The sequence below is a fragment of the Stanieria cyanosphaera PCC 7437 genome, from assembly GCF_000317575.1.
GTDB lineage: Bacteria > Cyanobacteriota > Cyanobacteriia > Cyanobacteriales > Xenococcaceae > Stanieria > Stanieria cyanosphaera.
Window position 1 is genome coordinate 3,169,151 of record NC_019748.1, and the last position, 17,497, is coordinate 3,186,647.

The following is a 17,497-nucleotide window of genomic DNA, read 5'->3' on the forward strand; positions in this document are numbered from 1 at the left end:
TTAAACACTAGCAGCTATCCGAAAACCAAAAGCATCAGACTTAATATTAGGAGCAGCACTCAAACGATGAGAAGAACGACAACAACCAGGAAGATGAAGCCAAGAGCCACCTCGTAAAATACGATTATCTTTTTCTTGATTACTAGTCCAAGCACTACCATCAATAGAAGCATTATCATAGCTAGGGTGCCAGCTATCAAAACACCATTCAGCTAAATTACCGTGCATATCGTATAAACCAAAGCTATTAGAGGAAAAACTACCTACTTCAGTCGTTTCATGACGATATTTGCCTTGAATCTCAATTTCATAGCTATACTCGCCGTTATAATTAGCTAAATCAGTAGTAATAGTCGTACCAAAATGAAAAGGCGTGTTAGTTTTACCACGACAAGCATATTCCCATTCCGATTCTGTTGGTAAGCGAAACTCTCTACCGATTAAATTCGATAATTTTTGGCAAAATTCTAAACAATCATACCAAGATACTTTTTCTACAGGTCTATTGGGATGAATAAATCGAGCAGGATTCTTTTTCATCACTGCTTGCCATTGAGCTTGAGTCACTAAATATTTACCCAACAAAAAAGGACGAATATTTACCGAATGTTGGGGACTTTCATCATTGCCTCTTTCTGGTTCATTTTCTGGAGAACCCATTAAAAATTGACCACCAGGAATTCCCACCAAATCCATAGTTATGTCTTGAGACAATTTGAGAGTTATATACTTAGCTTTGCCTCGAAAGTGACGAGTTTGCAGTTTAGGTTTCTTAGCAACAACTATAGATTGATCTAAAGCGATCGTAACAAAATTAAATTGAAAAATTTTTAAATCTAACTTGTGAACTGATAAAGGAGTTGGTTGGGTTTTGGCAATCGAAGCTTGATGATAAGCACGATGAGAAGATGCAGAAGCTACCTGACGTATTCCTGGTAATGGTGCTTGATGATCAAGTGCGTGTAAAACTTCTTCGACTGATTGAAAACGCCTTTTTGTTGCACCTTCAACTAATTTATCTAAGACACGGCTAAGTTCATATCTAATCTCGTTGTCTCTTAAATATTCGCGCCAAATCCATTCTCCTTCAGCAACATCAAATAATTCTGTTGGTTCGATATTAGTAAGTAAATGAAGGCAAGTTGCTCCTAAACTATACAAATCACTAGCAAATTTTGGTTTACCGACAGCTTGTTCGGGAGCTATATATGCTGCTGAACCAATTATTGTTCCCGTGACGGATAAATCGGCTGCTTCTGTATCTTTGGCTGCACCAAAATCTACTAAAACTAGTTTGCCATCTCTTTTGCGACGAATAATATTTTCTGGTTTGATGTCACGATGAATGACGTTATTAACATGAACAAACTTTAATACTGTTAATAAATCTTTTAGTAATTCTTGTATTTGTTGTTCGCTAAAAACTCCTTTCTGCGCTAATTCTTTAGCAAGATCATCACCATCAATAAATTCTTGAATTAAATACTGACGCTCTTCTTGACTAAAATAAGCAAATAATTCGGGAATTTGTTCGTGTTTGCCTAATTCATCAAGACGCATTGCTTCTCTTTCAAAAAGTTCTGCTGCTTTTTTTAAGCTTTTTTCTCCTTTAACATCAGGAAGAAATTGTTTAATTACACAACGAGGTTTAGAAGGTTTAAATTCATCAATAGCTAAAAAAGTTCTACCAAAACCACCTTTACCTAAAATTTTTATAGCACGATAGCGATCAACTAGTAGTAATTTTGCTCCACATTGTTCACAAATTTGTGTAGACTGCGGATTAAGATGCAAACAATTTGGATTCAGGCATTGACTCATTGTGTTAATTGATCGCTTCTTGATATCCGACTTTTATAACAACAATTAACTACAAACGACAAGATAGCAGAATAGTTTGCTGTGAAGTTTTTTAAAATGTATTAAAATTTTTTAGAATTGCAAGCAATCGCTATTCTAAGGAAATTAAGTAAAAAACAAAGATAGTTTTTCTTAGTTTCAAATTAAATCTAATATTCTGTAGACAGGTTAAAATCTACTGAATATTCATGAGATTTGATTACATTGTTTTCTGCCGCTCAAACCAGTCTTGCACTTGGAGAGTATTATCACAAGCAATTAGCTGATCTAAATTTTCGACATGACCAAAATACTGAGCAACTTCTGCTAATTGAGCTAAATGATCTTGGGTAGTTCGCTGTGCTGGACTCAACAAAAGTACGACTACATGAACGGGTTGGGCTGCTCGCTCGTGACGTACTCCTTGAGGATGAATTCCCAAAAACATTTTGGTTTCTTTTAATTCTTGCACCCGTGCGTGAGATATAATTACTCCTGGTAGAATCTCACTGGCATAGCCGACATCGTCGTAAACCAGAGCTTTTAACACCCTATTGTGACGGGGATCTTGTTGGTCAATTGCAGTGCTTAGTAAAGCATTAACAGTTTGTTCATAGGATAAGGTATTTAGATTTAACAGCACTCGTTCTTCAGTCAAAATATCTGGTAAGTATTGTGGTTGAAAAGCACCAAAACTTCGGGCTTCTTTCTCAGAAGGGTATAGCACCAGGAAACTAGATTGGAGATCTGCTAACATTTGCGGTAAATGCTCTAACGCTCGTTCATGAGCTACAGTTCCCTCTCTAGCACTGACTAAAATGATTAAGTTGGTATCATTAGAAGTTTTTTGGAGATAAGAACGAAGTTCTTGCCAGGTGGCAACCTGCATAAAGCTAGTTGTAACTTCAATGGCTACCTCATTAAAATGCTGCTGAAGTCGATCAGCTTGATCATTAACCACTAACACTTGCAGCGACGCTCCTAATTGTGATGCTAAATGTTTGAGCGATCGCACTGCTTCGTAAAAACCTGGATTATGATCAATCAATGTAGGTAAGACAACAATTAGACACTGAAAGGTGTTCACAGGATGATTGATCTTACAAACCCACACCTGTTGGGTCGATTTTTCTAACATCTGGTCAATCACTGTGCCAAAAATGCGCTGCTGAGGAGAGCTTGCTCCGTTCCAGCCGATCACAATATCGCTGACTCGTCGCTCTGTTGCAGCCTCCACAATTCCTGATGCTGGATTTCGGGCAACACGAGTTACTGGATTAACAGGCAGATCTATTTCTGCTGCATGAACCACTGCATGAGCTAACAATCGCTCCGCAGCAGCCACATTAACTTCTGTATTTTCGCTATCCGTTTCTTCTGCTACAACTGTAAGAGGGAATACCGTTTCCTCAGATTTATTTTCCCGTAGCATAGCTGCAATATTCACGAGGATTTCACTGGTGGATGGGTTTGCTAAGGGAACAAGAATTCTTTGCGGAGCTTTACCTGGTTCGTAAGGTTGTTCTTCTTGCTGTCGTGCCACTTCCCGACCAAATCGATTGACTATCGACGGACCTAAAATACAAGTAGCAAAGATCATCAGCACCACACCATTTAAGACATCATCTCCAATAATGCCTAGCTCATAACCTACTAATGTTGCTGCTAGGGTTGCAGCAGCTTCACAAGTAGACAAACCAAAAATAACCCACCCTTCAGCGTTGGAATAATTGTAGATACGGCGAGTAATATTTGCAGCAATCCATTTAGTTATCACATTAGTCGATAACATAGAAATCATCACAATCCAAGCAGTGAAGCCACTTGCTAAGACTGAGACATCTACCAATAAACCAATAAAGATTAAGAAAAAAGGAATAATAAAAGTCTCGCCAAAAAACTGAATACGATTCATCAAGCGACTACGCTCAGGAATTAAACCATTCAGTGTTAGTCCAACTAAAAACGCGCCAAGAATAGCCTCAGTACCAACAGCACGAGCTAAATAAGATAAAATAAAGACGACTGCGAGAACAAAAATAAACTCACTTTTACCACCATCTGATACATTGCGAAAAAACCAGCGAGCCAGTAGAGGAAGTAGATAAATTACGGCTGCTATATAAATTATCATCGACAGTGCCAGAGTGATCCAGAATGTTGTAGTCAGTTCTCCTTCATATCCTCGTGCTACCACAACCAGTACCAATAAAGCAACGGTATCGGTGAGGATAGTACCACCAACTGTCGTTACGACAGCATCATTTTTCATAATGCCTAGTCGACTAATAATCGGATAAGGCACAAGAGTATGAGAAGCAAACATACTGGCAATCAAAATTGAGGCTGCCCAATCGAATCCAAGCAGATATCGAAAGATGATAGTACCTAATACTTGAGGAATAGTAAATGTGATCAGACCAAAAACGAGACTGCGATCGCGATTTTTACGGAACTGAGACATATTAATCTCTAACCCCGATAAAAACATGATGTAAAGCAGTCCTACATTACCAAGCAATTCAATCGCTTGTCCTCGTTCTAAAATATTTAGGACACTAGAACCTAGAACAACCCCTGCCACAATTGGACCAATTAGCCCAGGAAGTCGCAACCGTTCAAAGAGTAGCGGTGTTGCCAAAATGACAACCATGCAAATTCCGAAAATGAGAATTGGGTCTTTAAAGGGAAGGGATAGCCCTAGAATTGATTCCATTTATTACTCCTTATGGTTTATATGCCACTGGAACTTGCAAATTCCACATTGATTGCTGTGCAATTTTGTTTGGCTCTCGTATACTTTTTGATGTTTTAAAATGAGACAAGTTTTGGGTTTTACTTTCAGGTTGTACAACAATGACAGAACAAGGGGCATGAAGAACCACCTGATTGGTTATGTTGCCAAATAGTTTTTCCTTCAGACTTGGTTTTCCACCATGCCCAACAACGATGAGATCTGCTTCCCATTGCTGCACTAAGGTGCAAATTTGAACTCTTGCCTCTCCCGTTTCACATTTAACTTCTGCATTAATACCGTATGCTTGTGCTTGTAAGGCATAGTCACATAACCACAGCCAAGATTCTTTTACCTCATTCAAATGTTCATCTTGAAATTTTCGTAACTTTGCCGAACTCACCAACCCACAGCCTGCATCAATCAATAGACTTAATTGTTCTAGAGTTTTCAATTTGATCCAACTGGTGAGAATAAGATTACTGTCATTTTGCTTGGCTAGGGTGAGTGCCTGTTCAAATACTTGAACTGCTGAATCATTGCGCTCAAGTGCCACTAAAATCCTTTTAAAAGAGATTTTCATGAAACTTTTTCCTTAGTCTAGTCACGTAAACCAAGCAAGCTCTTTTAATATCAACCAAGAACACCAAATAGATCGACAAATTTAAAATGTTGAAATTTAGTCTTCTTTCAATGCCGACGAAGTTAGCTGACGGGCTAGGACTGAAAGATGTCCTTCTGAATTGATAAACAAATGATATTTCACTTTTTATCTACTTCAAGATATGCCGCTCTAATATTTGCTCTTGCCAAAAACTAGCAAGCTCAAGATTTAGATTAGGCTGACTTGCTTAAAGATACAGATAATTTTATCACATGATTATTTTTAATTTTTAACAGCTAAAAAAAGCTTGATGGACAAATTTAATGATCAGTTTATTTATAGCAGTTTATTTGTTTTAATTTGTTAAATTTAGATAAATTTGGGCTAAGAAATTAGAATTTTAGAGAGATGATTATGGTGAAATAATTATTATTTAGACTCTACAGCAACCAAATTAACGATTATGTAGCTGAGCAAACATTGAAGCGGGCTTTAGAACACGTAATTGTGTTTCGTTGCTTTAGGATTAGTGTGTTCACTTTTCCAATCAAGTCTACAATCAGTTGATTTTTTTGAATCCATTGAGGAGAGTATTTCGTGAGTAAATTTAAAACTTGCTGTAGGATAGCTGCACTTTTTACAGGATTAATAGTTAATTCACAGATGACTACGTTTGCAGAAACACCAACGCCTCAAAAACAAAATACTAGCATTATTATTGCTCAGACAGATGAATCAATTCTCAATCCTGCGATTGAAGAGAAAGCAGCCGAAATTCTGCGTCAGATGTCTGATTTTATCGAATCTCAAGAGCAATTCTCTTTTTCTGCTGAGAGTGAAAGAGATGTGCTGACTTCTACAGGTGTTTTTGTTCAGGTTACTCATTCGGGTGAGATGATTGTTAATCGTCCCAATCAATTTCGGTCAAATGCAACTGGAGATTTGGTACAAAGAGAGTTTTGGTATGATGGCAAACAAATAACTGTGGTAGACAAGCAACGTAACATCTATGCAACCGAAAATGCTTCTGCCAATATGGATCAAGCTTTAGATACCCTGATTCAAAAATTAAACGTCAGTATGCCTCTAGCTGAACTACTCTACAGTGACATATATGAAGGTTTGCTCGAAAATGTACAAGCTGGTTTCTACTTTGGCATGGGTAAGGTTGAGGATGTTCCTTGTCACCATTTAGTCTTTGTTCAAGAAGGTATAGACTGGCAAGTATGGATTGAAGACAGCGAAACTCCTTTGTTGCGGAAAGTATCTATTGCTTATAAAAATCGAGAAGGCGTACCAAGATATACAGCGACTCTCTCAGATTGGAATTTAAAACCAGAAATAGCGACCGAGCAGTTTACTTTCTCGCCTCCTGCTAATGCTAAAAAGGTGGAGTTTGTCCAGGCAACACCTTATTAAAGTTAATATTCTTTGATGGATGCTAAGTAGAAAAAAGTGGCAACTGGTAACTCTTATAAACGCTCATGAATTGGATTTTGGTAAAAGTTAAACAAGCTACAGAATTTGGTGTTAGAAGATAATGAACGAGAAAAAAAGAAATCAACAATCAATAGTAACCACAATCGCGATCGCAATAGCAATAGTAACCATCAATGCTGATTCGGCAATGACACAGCAAGTATATCCTCAAAGCGGACAAAGTCCTCAACAGCAACAAAGAGACGAAAATCAGTGTAGCAGTTGGGCAACTCAACAAACAGGATATCAACCTCCTCTTAGTAGTAAATCAGGTGGTGGCAGAGTTTTACGAGATGCTGCTCGTGGTGCCGGTATAGGTGCAGTCGCTGGACTTCTAGGTGGTGATATTGGCACTGGTGCAGCTATTGGTGGAGCCGTTGGAGGCATTAGTGGTGGTATACGCGATCATGATGAGAAAGAACAACGAAAAGATTTTGATCGTGCTTTTGCTGCCTGCATGGAAGGTAGAGGATACAGTGTCAAATAATAAATAATAGTAATTAAAAAATGTAATTTAATGAATGTCTCATTTTGTATTTGACGGTTTAACGCGAATGATGACCTCATTTTCACCTTGACGACTCATCTGAATAAAATTTTTCGGCGTGTTCCACTCAAGTAGTATTGCAATGTTCTTTTCAGAGGTTTCAGGTTGATTACGCAAAGTTGTTTCTGTTTCTGGTACAGCATAGTTATCTCTGTTAACTAATCTAAAACCTCGAATCTCAGAATCTTTTTTAGATAAACCACCTTGCGCTCTACTAGGAAGACCAAATTCTTCAATCATGGCAAGTCCTAAATCCTCATTCTTACCAATAGACTTGAAGATTATTTCTGATAATTGGGAATCACCGATGTTAAAGTTGAAAAAGACATCAAATGAGTAGCCTTCTTTTGTCCACTGACTTTTAAGTAAGGTTTGTTGATGATCATCTTTAAATAAATCTTGCTCATCAGGATTGACAGGTATTGCTTCACCTTTCGACGCTGTCATCACTTCATCTACACTCATACCCCAGCGAGTGTACTGCCACTCTGCTTGAGCGGGTAAATTAATCATCATGACGACAATTATTGTGATGACTAAAGTTAAAAAAAATTTTTTGCTCATAGTTGATAGTTGATACTTGATTGCTTGATATTACCAACTAAAAGTCTAGTTTTTTCGTTTATTCAGACAATAATCTAAATCAGCAACTGCTTGAGGAAAGTATTGTCCTAACCACTTCTTTTGAAGTTGTTTAGCTTGTTCATGGATAAAAATGTTAACTGTATTGTGCCATTGAAGATCTTCTTGAGGCAAAATCAATCCATAAAAATTACAAGTTAAGGGTTCTTTTGGTACTAACTGATAATTTTCTAGCACTAAATTTTGTTGTTTAAGTTCTCCCCTCAACAAAATATCATCACTGAAAAAAGCATCAATTGTTCCATTGGTAGCTGCTTTGACTCCTTCGCTTCTGCCTGTTTCTTCCTGAAAATAGATTATTTCTGCTTGGGGATAAGTTTCTTGGATGAATTGGGCAGTAGTAGTATTTTGGAGAACTCCGATCGCAACTTCTTCTAAATCTTTTTTTAAATTAACTTGAGCTACATTGTTATTGCTCACTAACAAACGACTACCACTGAAAAAAAAGGGATTAGAAAAGCTAATATCTTTTAGATCTGTCGCGATTGTATTAGGACCACATTCCAAATGAACTGCTTCTTGCTGAACGAGTTCAAAACGATTTTCCAGATTAGAAGGTAATTTGATTACCTCAATTTCAGAAATAAGATTGAGTTTTTTAGTCAAATATTTGCCCAAAGAATCGGCAAGATCTGCACAGTAACCTGTCCAAACGTCTTGTTCACCATCTATATACCCAAAAGGAGCAGCATCACTTCTCATTGCTACTTTGAGAGTTTTAGTTCTTTTAATTTCAGCTAAGATATTTTTTTCTTGACGAGGGGAAATAGCAACTAATGGTTCGGGAATAGGCGGAGTAGGAGGTTTATTACCGTAGGCTTGTTCTAGTTCCGTTGGAGTCAAAGATTTAATCAAATGCAAAGGTAATTCTTGATTACTAATAGTTTGGCTATAAGCATTAGTGAGATAAGATTGGTAATTGCTGCGATCGCGCAAATAAACTTCAAAAAAAGCTAAACTTAATGCTTTAAGATAGCTTCTACCCAAATCAGGACGAGGTCCTTTCAATAGAGTTGGCAAGTTAGCAATTCCCTTTTCATCACTAATAGAACTATGAGTGCCACCAACCATTACACCTAAATATTTATTTTTATTTGTCAACCAAAGAAAAGGATGAGCTTGTTCTTCAATAAAAGGAGTAATAATGTCTTCACTTCCTGCCAAAATCATGGTTGGAATGTCTATTTTTCCTATCCCTTCTGGTCCTAAAATTGAACTGGTCATAGGATTAACTGCTACTGCTGCTTTGATGCGAGGCTCTTTGAGATTGTATTCTGCTGGAGGCAAATAACTAGCACGACATTGTAGCAACATTGAAGTGTTGAGAGTGGGCTGATTTCGTTGACATATTTGATTAATTCTGGCTTGGTTAAGAGTTGCACCAGAGGTTAGTAAAGCAGTAGTACCACCAAACGAGTGACCAAGAATACCCACTTGTTGCCAATTAATTAGTCCCTGAAACTCCGAATTCTCTTCTATGGCGTTGAGGAGATGGGTGACATCTTGGGGACGACTATAAAATTCTGAGGGACTAACATCGACACTAAGTTCTCCCCGTAAAAAAGCTTCTTTGTATTTACTACTACTACCAATGTGTTCGGGAATTAGGACAATGTAACCATGAGAAGCTAAATGTTCTGCCAAATAATCAAAATGAGAGGGGTCTGAACCAAAACCATGAGAGATTACGATTAGGGGAGTTGGTTGCGAAATATCTTGAGGTAGATAAATCTCTGCATCGAGACTATAAGCTCTAGACAAACCTAATTGAGTTTGACGTAGCCTCTTAATCTCAAAGGTCATTGTTTTTTTCTGAACTGAATAAATTCCTTGCTGACGTAAATCTGGTGACTGCTCAAAATTGATGTGTGACTGAGAAAAAACTTCTTGATTTGCTATTGATGCGATCGCGTCTACTGTAGTTTGATTATAAGATAAAAAGTTGGCTGTCTCTTTGATCAGCGAGAAAATCAATTTGGTGTTGACTTGAATTTCTTGAGTGGGGAAGTGACGCATGACATCGATGGCATTTAAACTTCCTGAGTCTGCTGCTGCTAAAATAAGAGCGGAGCGAATCGCGTAAAGACCGTTTCTTTCTGGGTGAGTATATATTACTTCTCCTATATCCTTGAGAAACTTCTCTCCCATCGGCATAGTCGTCATTCGATAAACAGTAGTAGGACTAACCTCAAACTGTTTTTGTAATGCCTGACGCAATTGAGTCAATGTGTGCTGGTCTAGGCGACTGGTATAAAGTTTAAGATCGTTAGCAATTTTTCCTTCTTTGGCAAACAATTCTAAAGAATCAACTGAGACATGAAATTCCCCTAAAATAGGAAGTGAAAAACTTACTTGTTCTGCTCCTAAAACTGGTTTGGGTCTTAGTGCCATAGATATTCCCAAACTAGCTAGAAAACCTGTAAAAATTACTTTTAATAGTTTTTTTTTGGTTATTTGAGTATTTAACTTAACCAGATGCGTTAGGTTGCGATTACGATCTGAAATGGAGATTGCTTTTTGTAATTGAGCTAAAGTTTTTTCTTGTGGCGGATTGAGTTTAATCCTTAATGGTGCTGGCATTTTTTCTTTATTGTCTCACCTTTTTATCTTATATTTAATTTCACAGAAAATAGGCTTTAGCCCTCGGAAGCACGCCTGTTTTAAAGGGGTGAAGAAGAGTCCGAGGCTTCAGCCCTCCTCCTGTTTGGTTTCATAGGTGATATAATCTTCCCTATGAAACAAGTACTGACTATTGTTTGCCAACTCAAACCCGACAAAGATGTTGCTCAAGAAATTGAAGCGACACTGAAAGCTTTTGCCCATGCTTGTAACTATGCCAACGAGCAAGTTAAGCCAAACATAACCAGCAAAACCACCATTCAAAACCTGGTTTATCAAACAATTAATCATTAACTTTAAATATTTAACCATTCAGCTATAGTTATTGGTAAAGGCAACAAAATAATTACTAATAAACCTAAAGCTAATAATCCTAAAAAATCTCGACCATTATTTAAATCAGTAACATCATTTAAGGCTGGTTGATCTAGTAGGGGAATTAACCATAAAATAATCGCCCAAATCCAAAAATAATTATTAGCTAAAGCAAATAAAACAGCTAAAATACGAGTTATTTGACCGATCGCAACGGCAGTTTTTTGCCCAAACACAGCATGAACAATATGTCCACCATCTAATTGTCCAACAGGCATTAATTTTAAGGCAACTATTAACAAGCCAATATAGCCTGCGATCGCTACTGGATGAAGCGCGATTCCCATTCCTGGTTCTAATTGATTGCCAAGAGCTATTTTACTGAGAATAGCGAATAAAAAAGAAAAACGTGGATTTAAAGCCTCAAAATTAAAAACATTGGTTTCAGAAAGAGGAACTACTTGTGATTGAGACAATCCCCACCATAAAGTTGGGATGGTAACTACAAAACCAGCAATCGGCCCTGCGATCGCAATATCAAATAAAGCTTGACGATTAGGAATTGGCTCTTTTCTCTGCACAAAAGCACCGAGTGTACCCAGAAAAAATGGAAAAGGAATAAAATAAGGTAAAGTGGCGCGAATCCGATAGTAAGAAGCAGCAAAATAATGACCTAATTCATGAATTCCCAAAATGGTTATCAAGGTCAAACTATAAGGTAATCCTTGCCAAAATAAATTAGGGTTATTCTGAAATTGTTCTGGTGAAATTCCCTTAAATTCTATGCCAACAATCGTAGTTGTTAATAAAGTAATCAATAATAATCCCAAAGCTAAATCTGGTCTAGTTACCGAAGAGCGATCGCTCTGGGGTAAACTTGAACTAGCTTGAGGATTAGGCACAAGAGCGAAAAAAGGTTGACCGCGAAAACTTTCTTGAAAAATCAAAAAAAAGCGATCGCCAAAAACCTGTTCAATATTAAGTTTAATTTTCTCATAGGCTTCTTCAGGAATAGTCTTTAATTTGCCTCGACACAAAATTGCTTGCGGACGATAATCAATATGCTGAAGATAATAAACATTCCAAGGAAAACAGTTGCGTAAAGCAGTTTCTTCGACTTGATTAATAGGTCGAACAGGTGATATTTTTTGAGGAGGCTCAGGTGTAGTTGAATTGAGTTCGGAATCCAAATTTTCGTGAGCAGTTTCTTCTTTTGGTCTACCTCTCTGAATCAGCCAGCCATATAAAATTGGACAAGCAACAAAAGGTATAACTACTAAAACAATCGGGATCGGTTGATTCTCGCCAGCAAAATAAGTCCAAGCAGTCCAAATAAAGGCAGGAAACATCATGACTAGCCAACATAACCAGACTGGTGTTGTAGTAATATTTTTTACATTCCGTTGAACGAGAAAGTAAGTGATTAAACTCAGTACAATTAAAATTACAATTAACCAAAGTTTCATTTCAGTTATTCCGAACTGCTGCTGGAGACTATAGCGTTTAAGATTTCAAATCGAGGTAACGTTTTACCAATTTTCAATACAGATTCCTAAGTACCACAATTTTAGAATGCCCGAAAATCCTAGAGAAATTACTTTATCTACTACAACCACTGTTAAAACTCCCCGCTCTGTTTTGCCAGGAGTATTTGCTTTTTCACCTAATCGGGATACTTTAGGAGCTACTGCCTATTTTATTGTAGATAAAACTGGCAATATTCTCTTGGATTGTCCCACTTGGAACGAAATCAATCAAGAGTTTATTTTAACGCATGGTGGAGTTAGCTGGCTGGTTATCTCTCACAGAGGAGGCATTGGCAAAGGAGTTGGTCAAATCCAACAGGCATTAAATTGTGAAGTAATAATTCAAGAACAAGAGGCTTATTTATTACCAGAAATTAAAATTCAGTCTTTTGCCACAAATCTCAATTTAAGTCCTAGCTTTGAGTTAATTTGGACTCCTGGACATTCTCCTGGTTCAACTTGTCTTTATTGGCAAGAAAATCAGGGAGTATTGTTTTCTGGAAGACATTTATTACCAGATGCAACTGGAGCAATTGTACCTCTACGTACAGCTAAAACCTTTCATTGGTGGAGACAGTTAAAAAGTATCCAAACCTTACGCGATCGCTTTTCTTCAGATAATCTTAATTATATCTGTCCTGGTGCTAATACGGGATTTTTGCGAGGCAAAGGTTTCGTAGATCATGCTTATCAGCGTTTAACTGAATTGGATTTAGTAGCTTTAAAATCTGTAACAACTTGGGATAACACTTAATTAAATTAATTATTTGCGAGCAATCATATTCTTGTTTAGGATCAGCCTAAATTCTTAAGATAGTTAAACAACTATCTATTTTTCTTGCCTCACTCGTCTATGTCATCAACCAATCTAGAAACCCCCAACACAGAAACAGACCAAGACGCTTATTTAGATGAACTGCCTGATGAAGTAGAAATGTCTCTCTTCGATCATCTTGAAGAGTTAAGAATGCGCATTTTCTACGCTCTCATTGCGGTGGCAGTAGGCGCAATTGGCTGTTTTATTTTTGTTAAACCTATCGTTCAACTTTTAGAAGTTCCTGCTCAAGGAGTGAAATTTCTGCAACTAGCTCCAGGTGAATTCTTTTTTGTCTCGATTAAAGTTGCTGGTTACACTGGTATCCTCGTCTCAAGTCCTTTTATTCTTTATCAGATTATTCAATTTGTTTTACCAGGTTTGACTCGTCGCGAACGTCGTTTACTTGGTCCTGTGGTTTTTGGTTCAAGTATCCTCTTTTTTGCGGGATTGGGTTTTGCTTATATCGCTTTAATTCCTGCTGCACTGAACTTTTTCATCAATTATGGCGGGGATGTGGTCGAACAAGCTTGGTCAATTGACCGCTATTTTGAATTCGTTTTGTTATTGATGTTTAGTACTGGTTTAGCCTTTCAAATTCCTATTATTCAATTAATTTTAGGATTTTTAGGCATTGTTTCTGCCAAACAGATGCTGGCTGGCTGGCGTTTGGTAGTTTTAGGTGCAGTGGTAATGGGAGCAGTTTTGACTCCTTCTACAGATCCACTAACCCAGTCTCTTTTAGCTGGCGCAGTTTTAGGGCTTTATTTTAGTGGCATTGGTTTGGTGAAATTAATTGGCAAATAAAATGAATCAACTAAAACCACTCCAAATCCGAGAACATCGCTTTAATTGGGGAGAAAAAACCTATTTGATGGGAATTCTTAATGTTACTCCCGATAGTTTTAGTGATGGAGGACAATTTAATAATTTAGAATCTGCGCTGACTCAAGCACAACAAATGATTGCCCAAGGCGCAGATCTGATTGATATTGGCGGTCAATCTACCCGTCCAGGTGCAGAAGAAATTACTTTAGATCAAGAATTAAATCGAGTTATTCCTGTTATTAAACAACTGCGTCAAATAACTTCTATTCCTATTTCCATTGACACTACCAGAGCAGCCGTAGCTCAAGTAGCCATTACAGCAGGCGCAGATCTGGTTAATGATATTTCTGGCGGTACTTTTGATCGAGAAATGTTTGCTACTGTAGCTCAGTTAAACGTTCCCATTATTTTGATGCATCTGCGGGGAACTCCTAAAACTATGCAGCAGTTAACCGATTATCAAGATTTACTCGGAGAAATGTCCAGGTTTCTTGACAATCAAATCGATAAAGCGATCGCAGCAGGAATATCTCATACTCAAATCATTATCGATCCTGGAATTGGTTTTGCCAAAACTTATGCTCAAAATATCAAAATATTACAAAACTTATCCCAATTTCAAACTTTAAATGTACCAATTTTAGTAGGAGTTTCTCGTAAAAGTTTTATTGGTCATATTCTTAACCAAAAAAATCCTCAAGCAAGAGTATGGGGAACTGCTACTGCTTGTTGTGCTGCCATTGCCCAAGGTGCAGATATTTTGAGGGTTCACGATGTAGCTGAAATGTACGATGTTTGTCGTGTTGCTGACCAAATTTGGCGGAATTAAATAAGCTGTTACCCATCTAATTTCCTGGTTGAGAAAATGCAGAAGGCAGAAGCAGAGATTGAATATGCAATTTAAAGGAACAAAAGTTTACTTAAAAATCTAGTTCTCAAAAATTAAATTTAATTGAGGGATTACTTAAAAAATAAAAACTGTTTTATCTTAAAAATAAAATCAAGTAATTTAGATTTAATTATCTAAGAATTTAACATCAAAGTCGGGATTGAAACAAAATTCAAACTAGAACAATGAATCAACGTTGCATGATCCCAGTTATTAAAACTCCCAAAGACTATCGAGCTTATCGCATTAGTCCTGATGATACCAATCGCCTAGCAATTATTTTTGATTCAACGAGCGCAGGCGATTCTTTGACTGTTTGTGTAGAAATCTTCGATCCTGGAGGAAAAACACCTCCCCACCGCCATAATTTTGCCGTAGAAATGTTTTTTATCTTAAAAGGGCAAGGAATTGCAGTTTGTGATGGCAAAGAAGTTCCCTTAAACCCAGGGGATAGTATTTTAATGCCCAAAACAGGAATACATTTTATTAAAAACACAGGTACTGAAAGATTATATGCCCTTTGTATGATGGTACCGAACGAAGATTTTTCTGAACTAATTCTAAGTGGTATGCCAACGGAATTAGACGAACAAGACTTACAAGTCATTACTCGCATAGACTCTTTAATTCCTTGTTGAAAATCTAATTGAGACTTGAGATTAAATAAACCTTAAAAATACTAGACTTGATTGTCTAGGTAAAAGATACTAGGGATGTTATTAAAAGTTGAAAAAAAATCTAAGCTAAAAATTTTTCCTGATTCTAGATAACTGCCTTCAAATAACCTCCAGAAAAGATAAAACAGCAACCTAACCAACTGCAAAAATTAATTCATTGACGCTAAAGCGACCCGAAAAAACAAAAATCAAAACAAAGATACTCGAACAAAACTCAGTCTCGATGCTATTATCAATGTGCGTAGCAATTAATATATAGGGCAGTTAATGATGGTTCAAGCACCTGTAGCTCCAGTGGTGCTAGCGATCCTAGATGGTTGGGGTTATCGCGAGTCCAAGGAAGCAAACGCCATTGCCACGGCTCAAACGCCAATATTCAGCAGCTTACAAGCAGCTTATCCCAGTACGCTAATTCGTACTTCGGGTAAAGATGTAGGTTTGCCAGATGGTCAAATGGGTAATTCTGAAGTCGGACACCTTAATCTAGGAGCAGGAAGAATTGTTCCTCAAGAGCTAGTGAGGATCTCAGATGCAGTAGAAGATGGATCGCTGTTTAGCAATTCAGTTTTAGTTAAAATCTGTGAACAGGTTCGTTCTCGGGGAGGCAAGTTACACCTAATTGGTTTATGCTCCGAAGGAGGCGTACATTCCCATCTCGATCATTTATTGGGACTATTAGATTTAGCCAAATTAAATGCGATCGCAGATGTTTGTGTTCATGCAATCACCGATGGTCGAGACACTAACACCACCGAAGGAATCAACGTCATTGGTACAATTCAAGCTTATCTTGATAAACTTGGGATCGGAAAGATTGTCACGGTTAGTGGTCGTTACTTTGCGATGGATCGCGACCGCCGTTGGGATAGAGTCAAAAAAGCTTATGACGTAATGACTCAAGATGATCAGATCGACGACCGTTCAGCTACAGAAGTATTAAAAAGTTTTTACGCTCAAGACATTACAGACGAATTTATTCCCCCAACTAGAATTGCTCCTGGAGCAGTAGAATCAGGAGATGGAATAATTTTTTATAATTTCCGTCCAGACCGAGCTAGACAACTAACCTATGCGTTTGTACAGCCTGATTTTAATGGTTTTGAACGGGAATTATTGATTCAACCTCTTAGTTTTGCAACTTTTACTCAGTATGACCCCAACTTATCAGTAGAAGTAGCTTTTAAACCTCAAAACCTCACTAATATTTTGGGTGAAGTGATTGCCAATCATGGATTAAAACAGTTTCGTACCGCAGAAACGGAAAAATATCCTCATGTAACCTATTTTTTCAATGGAGGTTTAGAAATACCTTTTGAAGGTGAAGAGAGAGAATTAATTCAAAGTCCAATGGTGTCTACCTACGATCAAGCACCAGCTATGTCAGCAGATTTAGTAACTGATGCTGTTTGTCAAGCAATTGAGAAAGAAATTTATTCTCTAATTGTAGTTAACTATGCCAATCCTGATATGGTAGGACATACAGGTAATCTAAATGCAGCAGTTGAAGCGATCGAAACTGTAGACCGATGTTTGGGAAGAGTGTTTGAAAGCACGATTAAAGTAGGTGGTACAATCCTGATTACTGCAGATCATGGTAATGCCGAATATATGAGAGACGAAGCAGGTAATCCCTGGACGGCTCATACTACCAATCCTGTACCTTTTATTCTGATAGAAGGAGAAAAACGTAAAATTCCAGGACACGGCGCAGAAGTACCGTTAAGAACAGATGGAAAATTAGCTGATATTGCACCGACAATTCTAGAGATTTTACAATTACCTCAACCAAAAGAAATGACTGGTCGCTCTTTGATTGAATCGGCAGAATATCAAGTTAAACAAAATCGTACTCCAGTGCGGATTTCTTTGTAAAAACTAAAGCTAATTATTGTTGAGGATTAGGGATAAACTTAGACGAACTTAGCTGTTAACTAAAACTATCCTTTTTTCCTCGGTTCTGTCATCAAATCAGAGCCTTACTAGC

The 17,497-nt window shown here is 37.5% G+C and carries 14 protein-coding genes; 8 read left to right on the forward strand and 6 right to left on the reverse strand.

The features are described 5' to 3' along the window. From STA7437_RS13620 to STA7437_RS13630, 3 genes are all read right to left on the reverse strand, one after another. Positions 1 to 1,821, reverse strand: coding sequence for a bifunctional serine/threonine-protein kinase/formylglycine-generating enzyme family protein (locus tag STA7437_RS13620; RefSeq protein ID WP_015193971.1), 1,821 nt, complete (start codon positions 1,819 to 1,821; stop codon positions 1 to 3). 238 nt (positions 1,822 to 2,059) lie between these two features. Continuing rightward, a complete protein-coding gene (locus STA7437_RS13625) occupies positions 2,060 to 4,555 on the reverse strand; it encodes a cation:proton antiporter domain-containing protein (protein ID WP_015193972.1) in 2,496 nt (831 codons plus the stop codon). 10 nt (positions 4,556 to 4,565) lie between these two features. Next, entirely contained in the window at positions 4,566 to 5,156 is a 591-nt protein-coding gene (locus STA7437_RS13630) for a universal stress protein (protein WP_015193973.1), read from the reverse strand. A gap of 618 nt (positions 5,157 to 5,774) precedes the next feature. Here STA7437_RS13630 and STA7437_RS13635 point away from each other — a divergent pair. Together STA7437_RS13635 and STA7437_RS13640 are read left to right on the forward strand one after the other, a co-directional pair. Beyond that, on the forward strand, positions 5,775 to 6,596 hold the full coding sequence (locus tag STA7437_RS13635; RefSeq protein WP_015193974.1) for a DUF2092 domain-containing protein: 822 nt from the start codon (positions 5,775 to 5,777) through the stop codon (positions 6,594 to 6,596). Positions 6,597 to 6,717: 121 nt separating this feature from the next. Further along, entirely contained in the window at positions 6,718 to 7,143 is a 426-nt protein-coding gene (locus tag STA7437_RS13640; protein ID WP_015193975.1) for a glycine zipper family protein, read from the forward strand. Between the two features lie 39 nt (positions 7,144 to 7,182). Here STA7437_RS13640 and STA7437_RS13645 read toward each other — a convergent pair whose 3' ends face one another. Then, the gene (locus STA7437_RS13645) at positions 7,183 to 7,767 is read right to left on the reverse strand and encodes a hypothetical protein (protein WP_015193976.1); all 585 of its coding nucleotides are present in this window, start codon (positions 7,765 to 7,767) and stop codon (positions 7,183 to 7,185) included. Positions 7,768 to 7,812: 45 nt separating this feature from the next. Continuing rightward, positions 7,813 to 10,425 carry an alpha/beta hydrolase gene (locus tag STA7437_RS13650; protein ID WP_015193977.1) on the reverse strand — a complete coding sequence of 871 codons (2,613 nt, stop codon included), beginning with the start codon at positions 10,423 to 10,425 and terminating at the stop codon, positions 7,813 to 7,815. A 153-nt stretch (positions 10,426 to 10,578) separates the two neighbouring features. Here STA7437_RS13650 and STA7437_RS13655 point away from each other — a divergent pair, with 153 nt between their 5' ends. Next, positions 10,579 to 10,758 carry a hypothetical protein gene (locus tag STA7437_RS13655; RefSeq protein WP_015193978.1) on the forward strand — a complete coding sequence of 60 codons (180 nt, stop codon included), beginning with the start codon at positions 10,579 to 10,581 and terminating at the stop codon, positions 10,756 to 10,758. A 2-nt stretch (positions 10,759 to 10,760) separates the two neighbouring features. Here STA7437_RS13655 and STA7437_RS13660 read toward each other — a convergent pair whose 3' ends face one another. Further along, positions 10,761 to 12,245: a site-2 protease family protein gene (locus tag STA7437_RS13660; RefSeq protein WP_015193979.1), complete on the reverse strand. Its 1,485-nt coding sequence runs from the start codon at positions 12,243 to 12,245 to the stop codon at positions 10,761 to 10,763. 106 nt (positions 12,246 to 12,351) lie between these two features. Here STA7437_RS13660 and STA7437_RS13665 point away from each other — a divergent pair, with 106 nt between their 5' ends. From STA7437_RS13665 to gpmI, 5 genes are all read left to right on the forward strand, one after another. Beyond that, positions 12,352 to 13,059 carry an MBL fold metallo-hydrolase gene (locus tag STA7437_RS13665; protein ID WP_015193980.1) on the forward strand — a complete coding sequence of 236 codons (708 nt, stop codon included), beginning with the start codon at positions 12,352 to 12,354 and terminating at the stop codon, positions 13,057 to 13,059. 99 nt (positions 13,060 to 13,158) lie between these two features. Next, on the forward strand, positions 13,159 to 13,926 hold the full coding sequence (tatC, locus tag STA7437_RS13670) for a twin-arginine translocase subunit TatC (protein ID WP_015193981.1): 768 nt from the start codon (positions 13,159 to 13,161) through the stop codon (positions 13,924 to 13,926). Between the two features lies 1 nt (position 13,927). Further along, entirely contained in the window at positions 13,928 to 14,776 is an 849-nt protein-coding gene (gene folP, locus STA7437_RS13675) for a dihydropteroate synthase (protein ID WP_015193982.1), read from the forward strand. Positions 14,777 to 15,021: 245 nt separating this feature from the next. Beyond that, complete coding sequence (locus tag STA7437_RS13680; RefSeq protein ID WP_015193983.1) at positions 15,022 to 15,474, forward strand: cupin domain-containing protein; 453 nt, start codon at positions 15,022 to 15,024, stop codon at positions 15,472 to 15,474. A 309-nt stretch (positions 15,475 to 15,783) separates the two neighbouring features. Beyond that, positions 15,784 to 17,385 (forward strand): 2,3-bisphosphoglycerate-independent phosphoglycerate mutase, encoded by a 1,602-nt coding sequence (gpmI, locus tag STA7437_RS13685; RefSeq protein WP_041620027.1) that lies wholly within the window; start codon positions 15,784 to 15,786, stop codon positions 17,383 to 17,385. Positions 17,386 to 17,497: the final 112 nt, after the last annotated feature.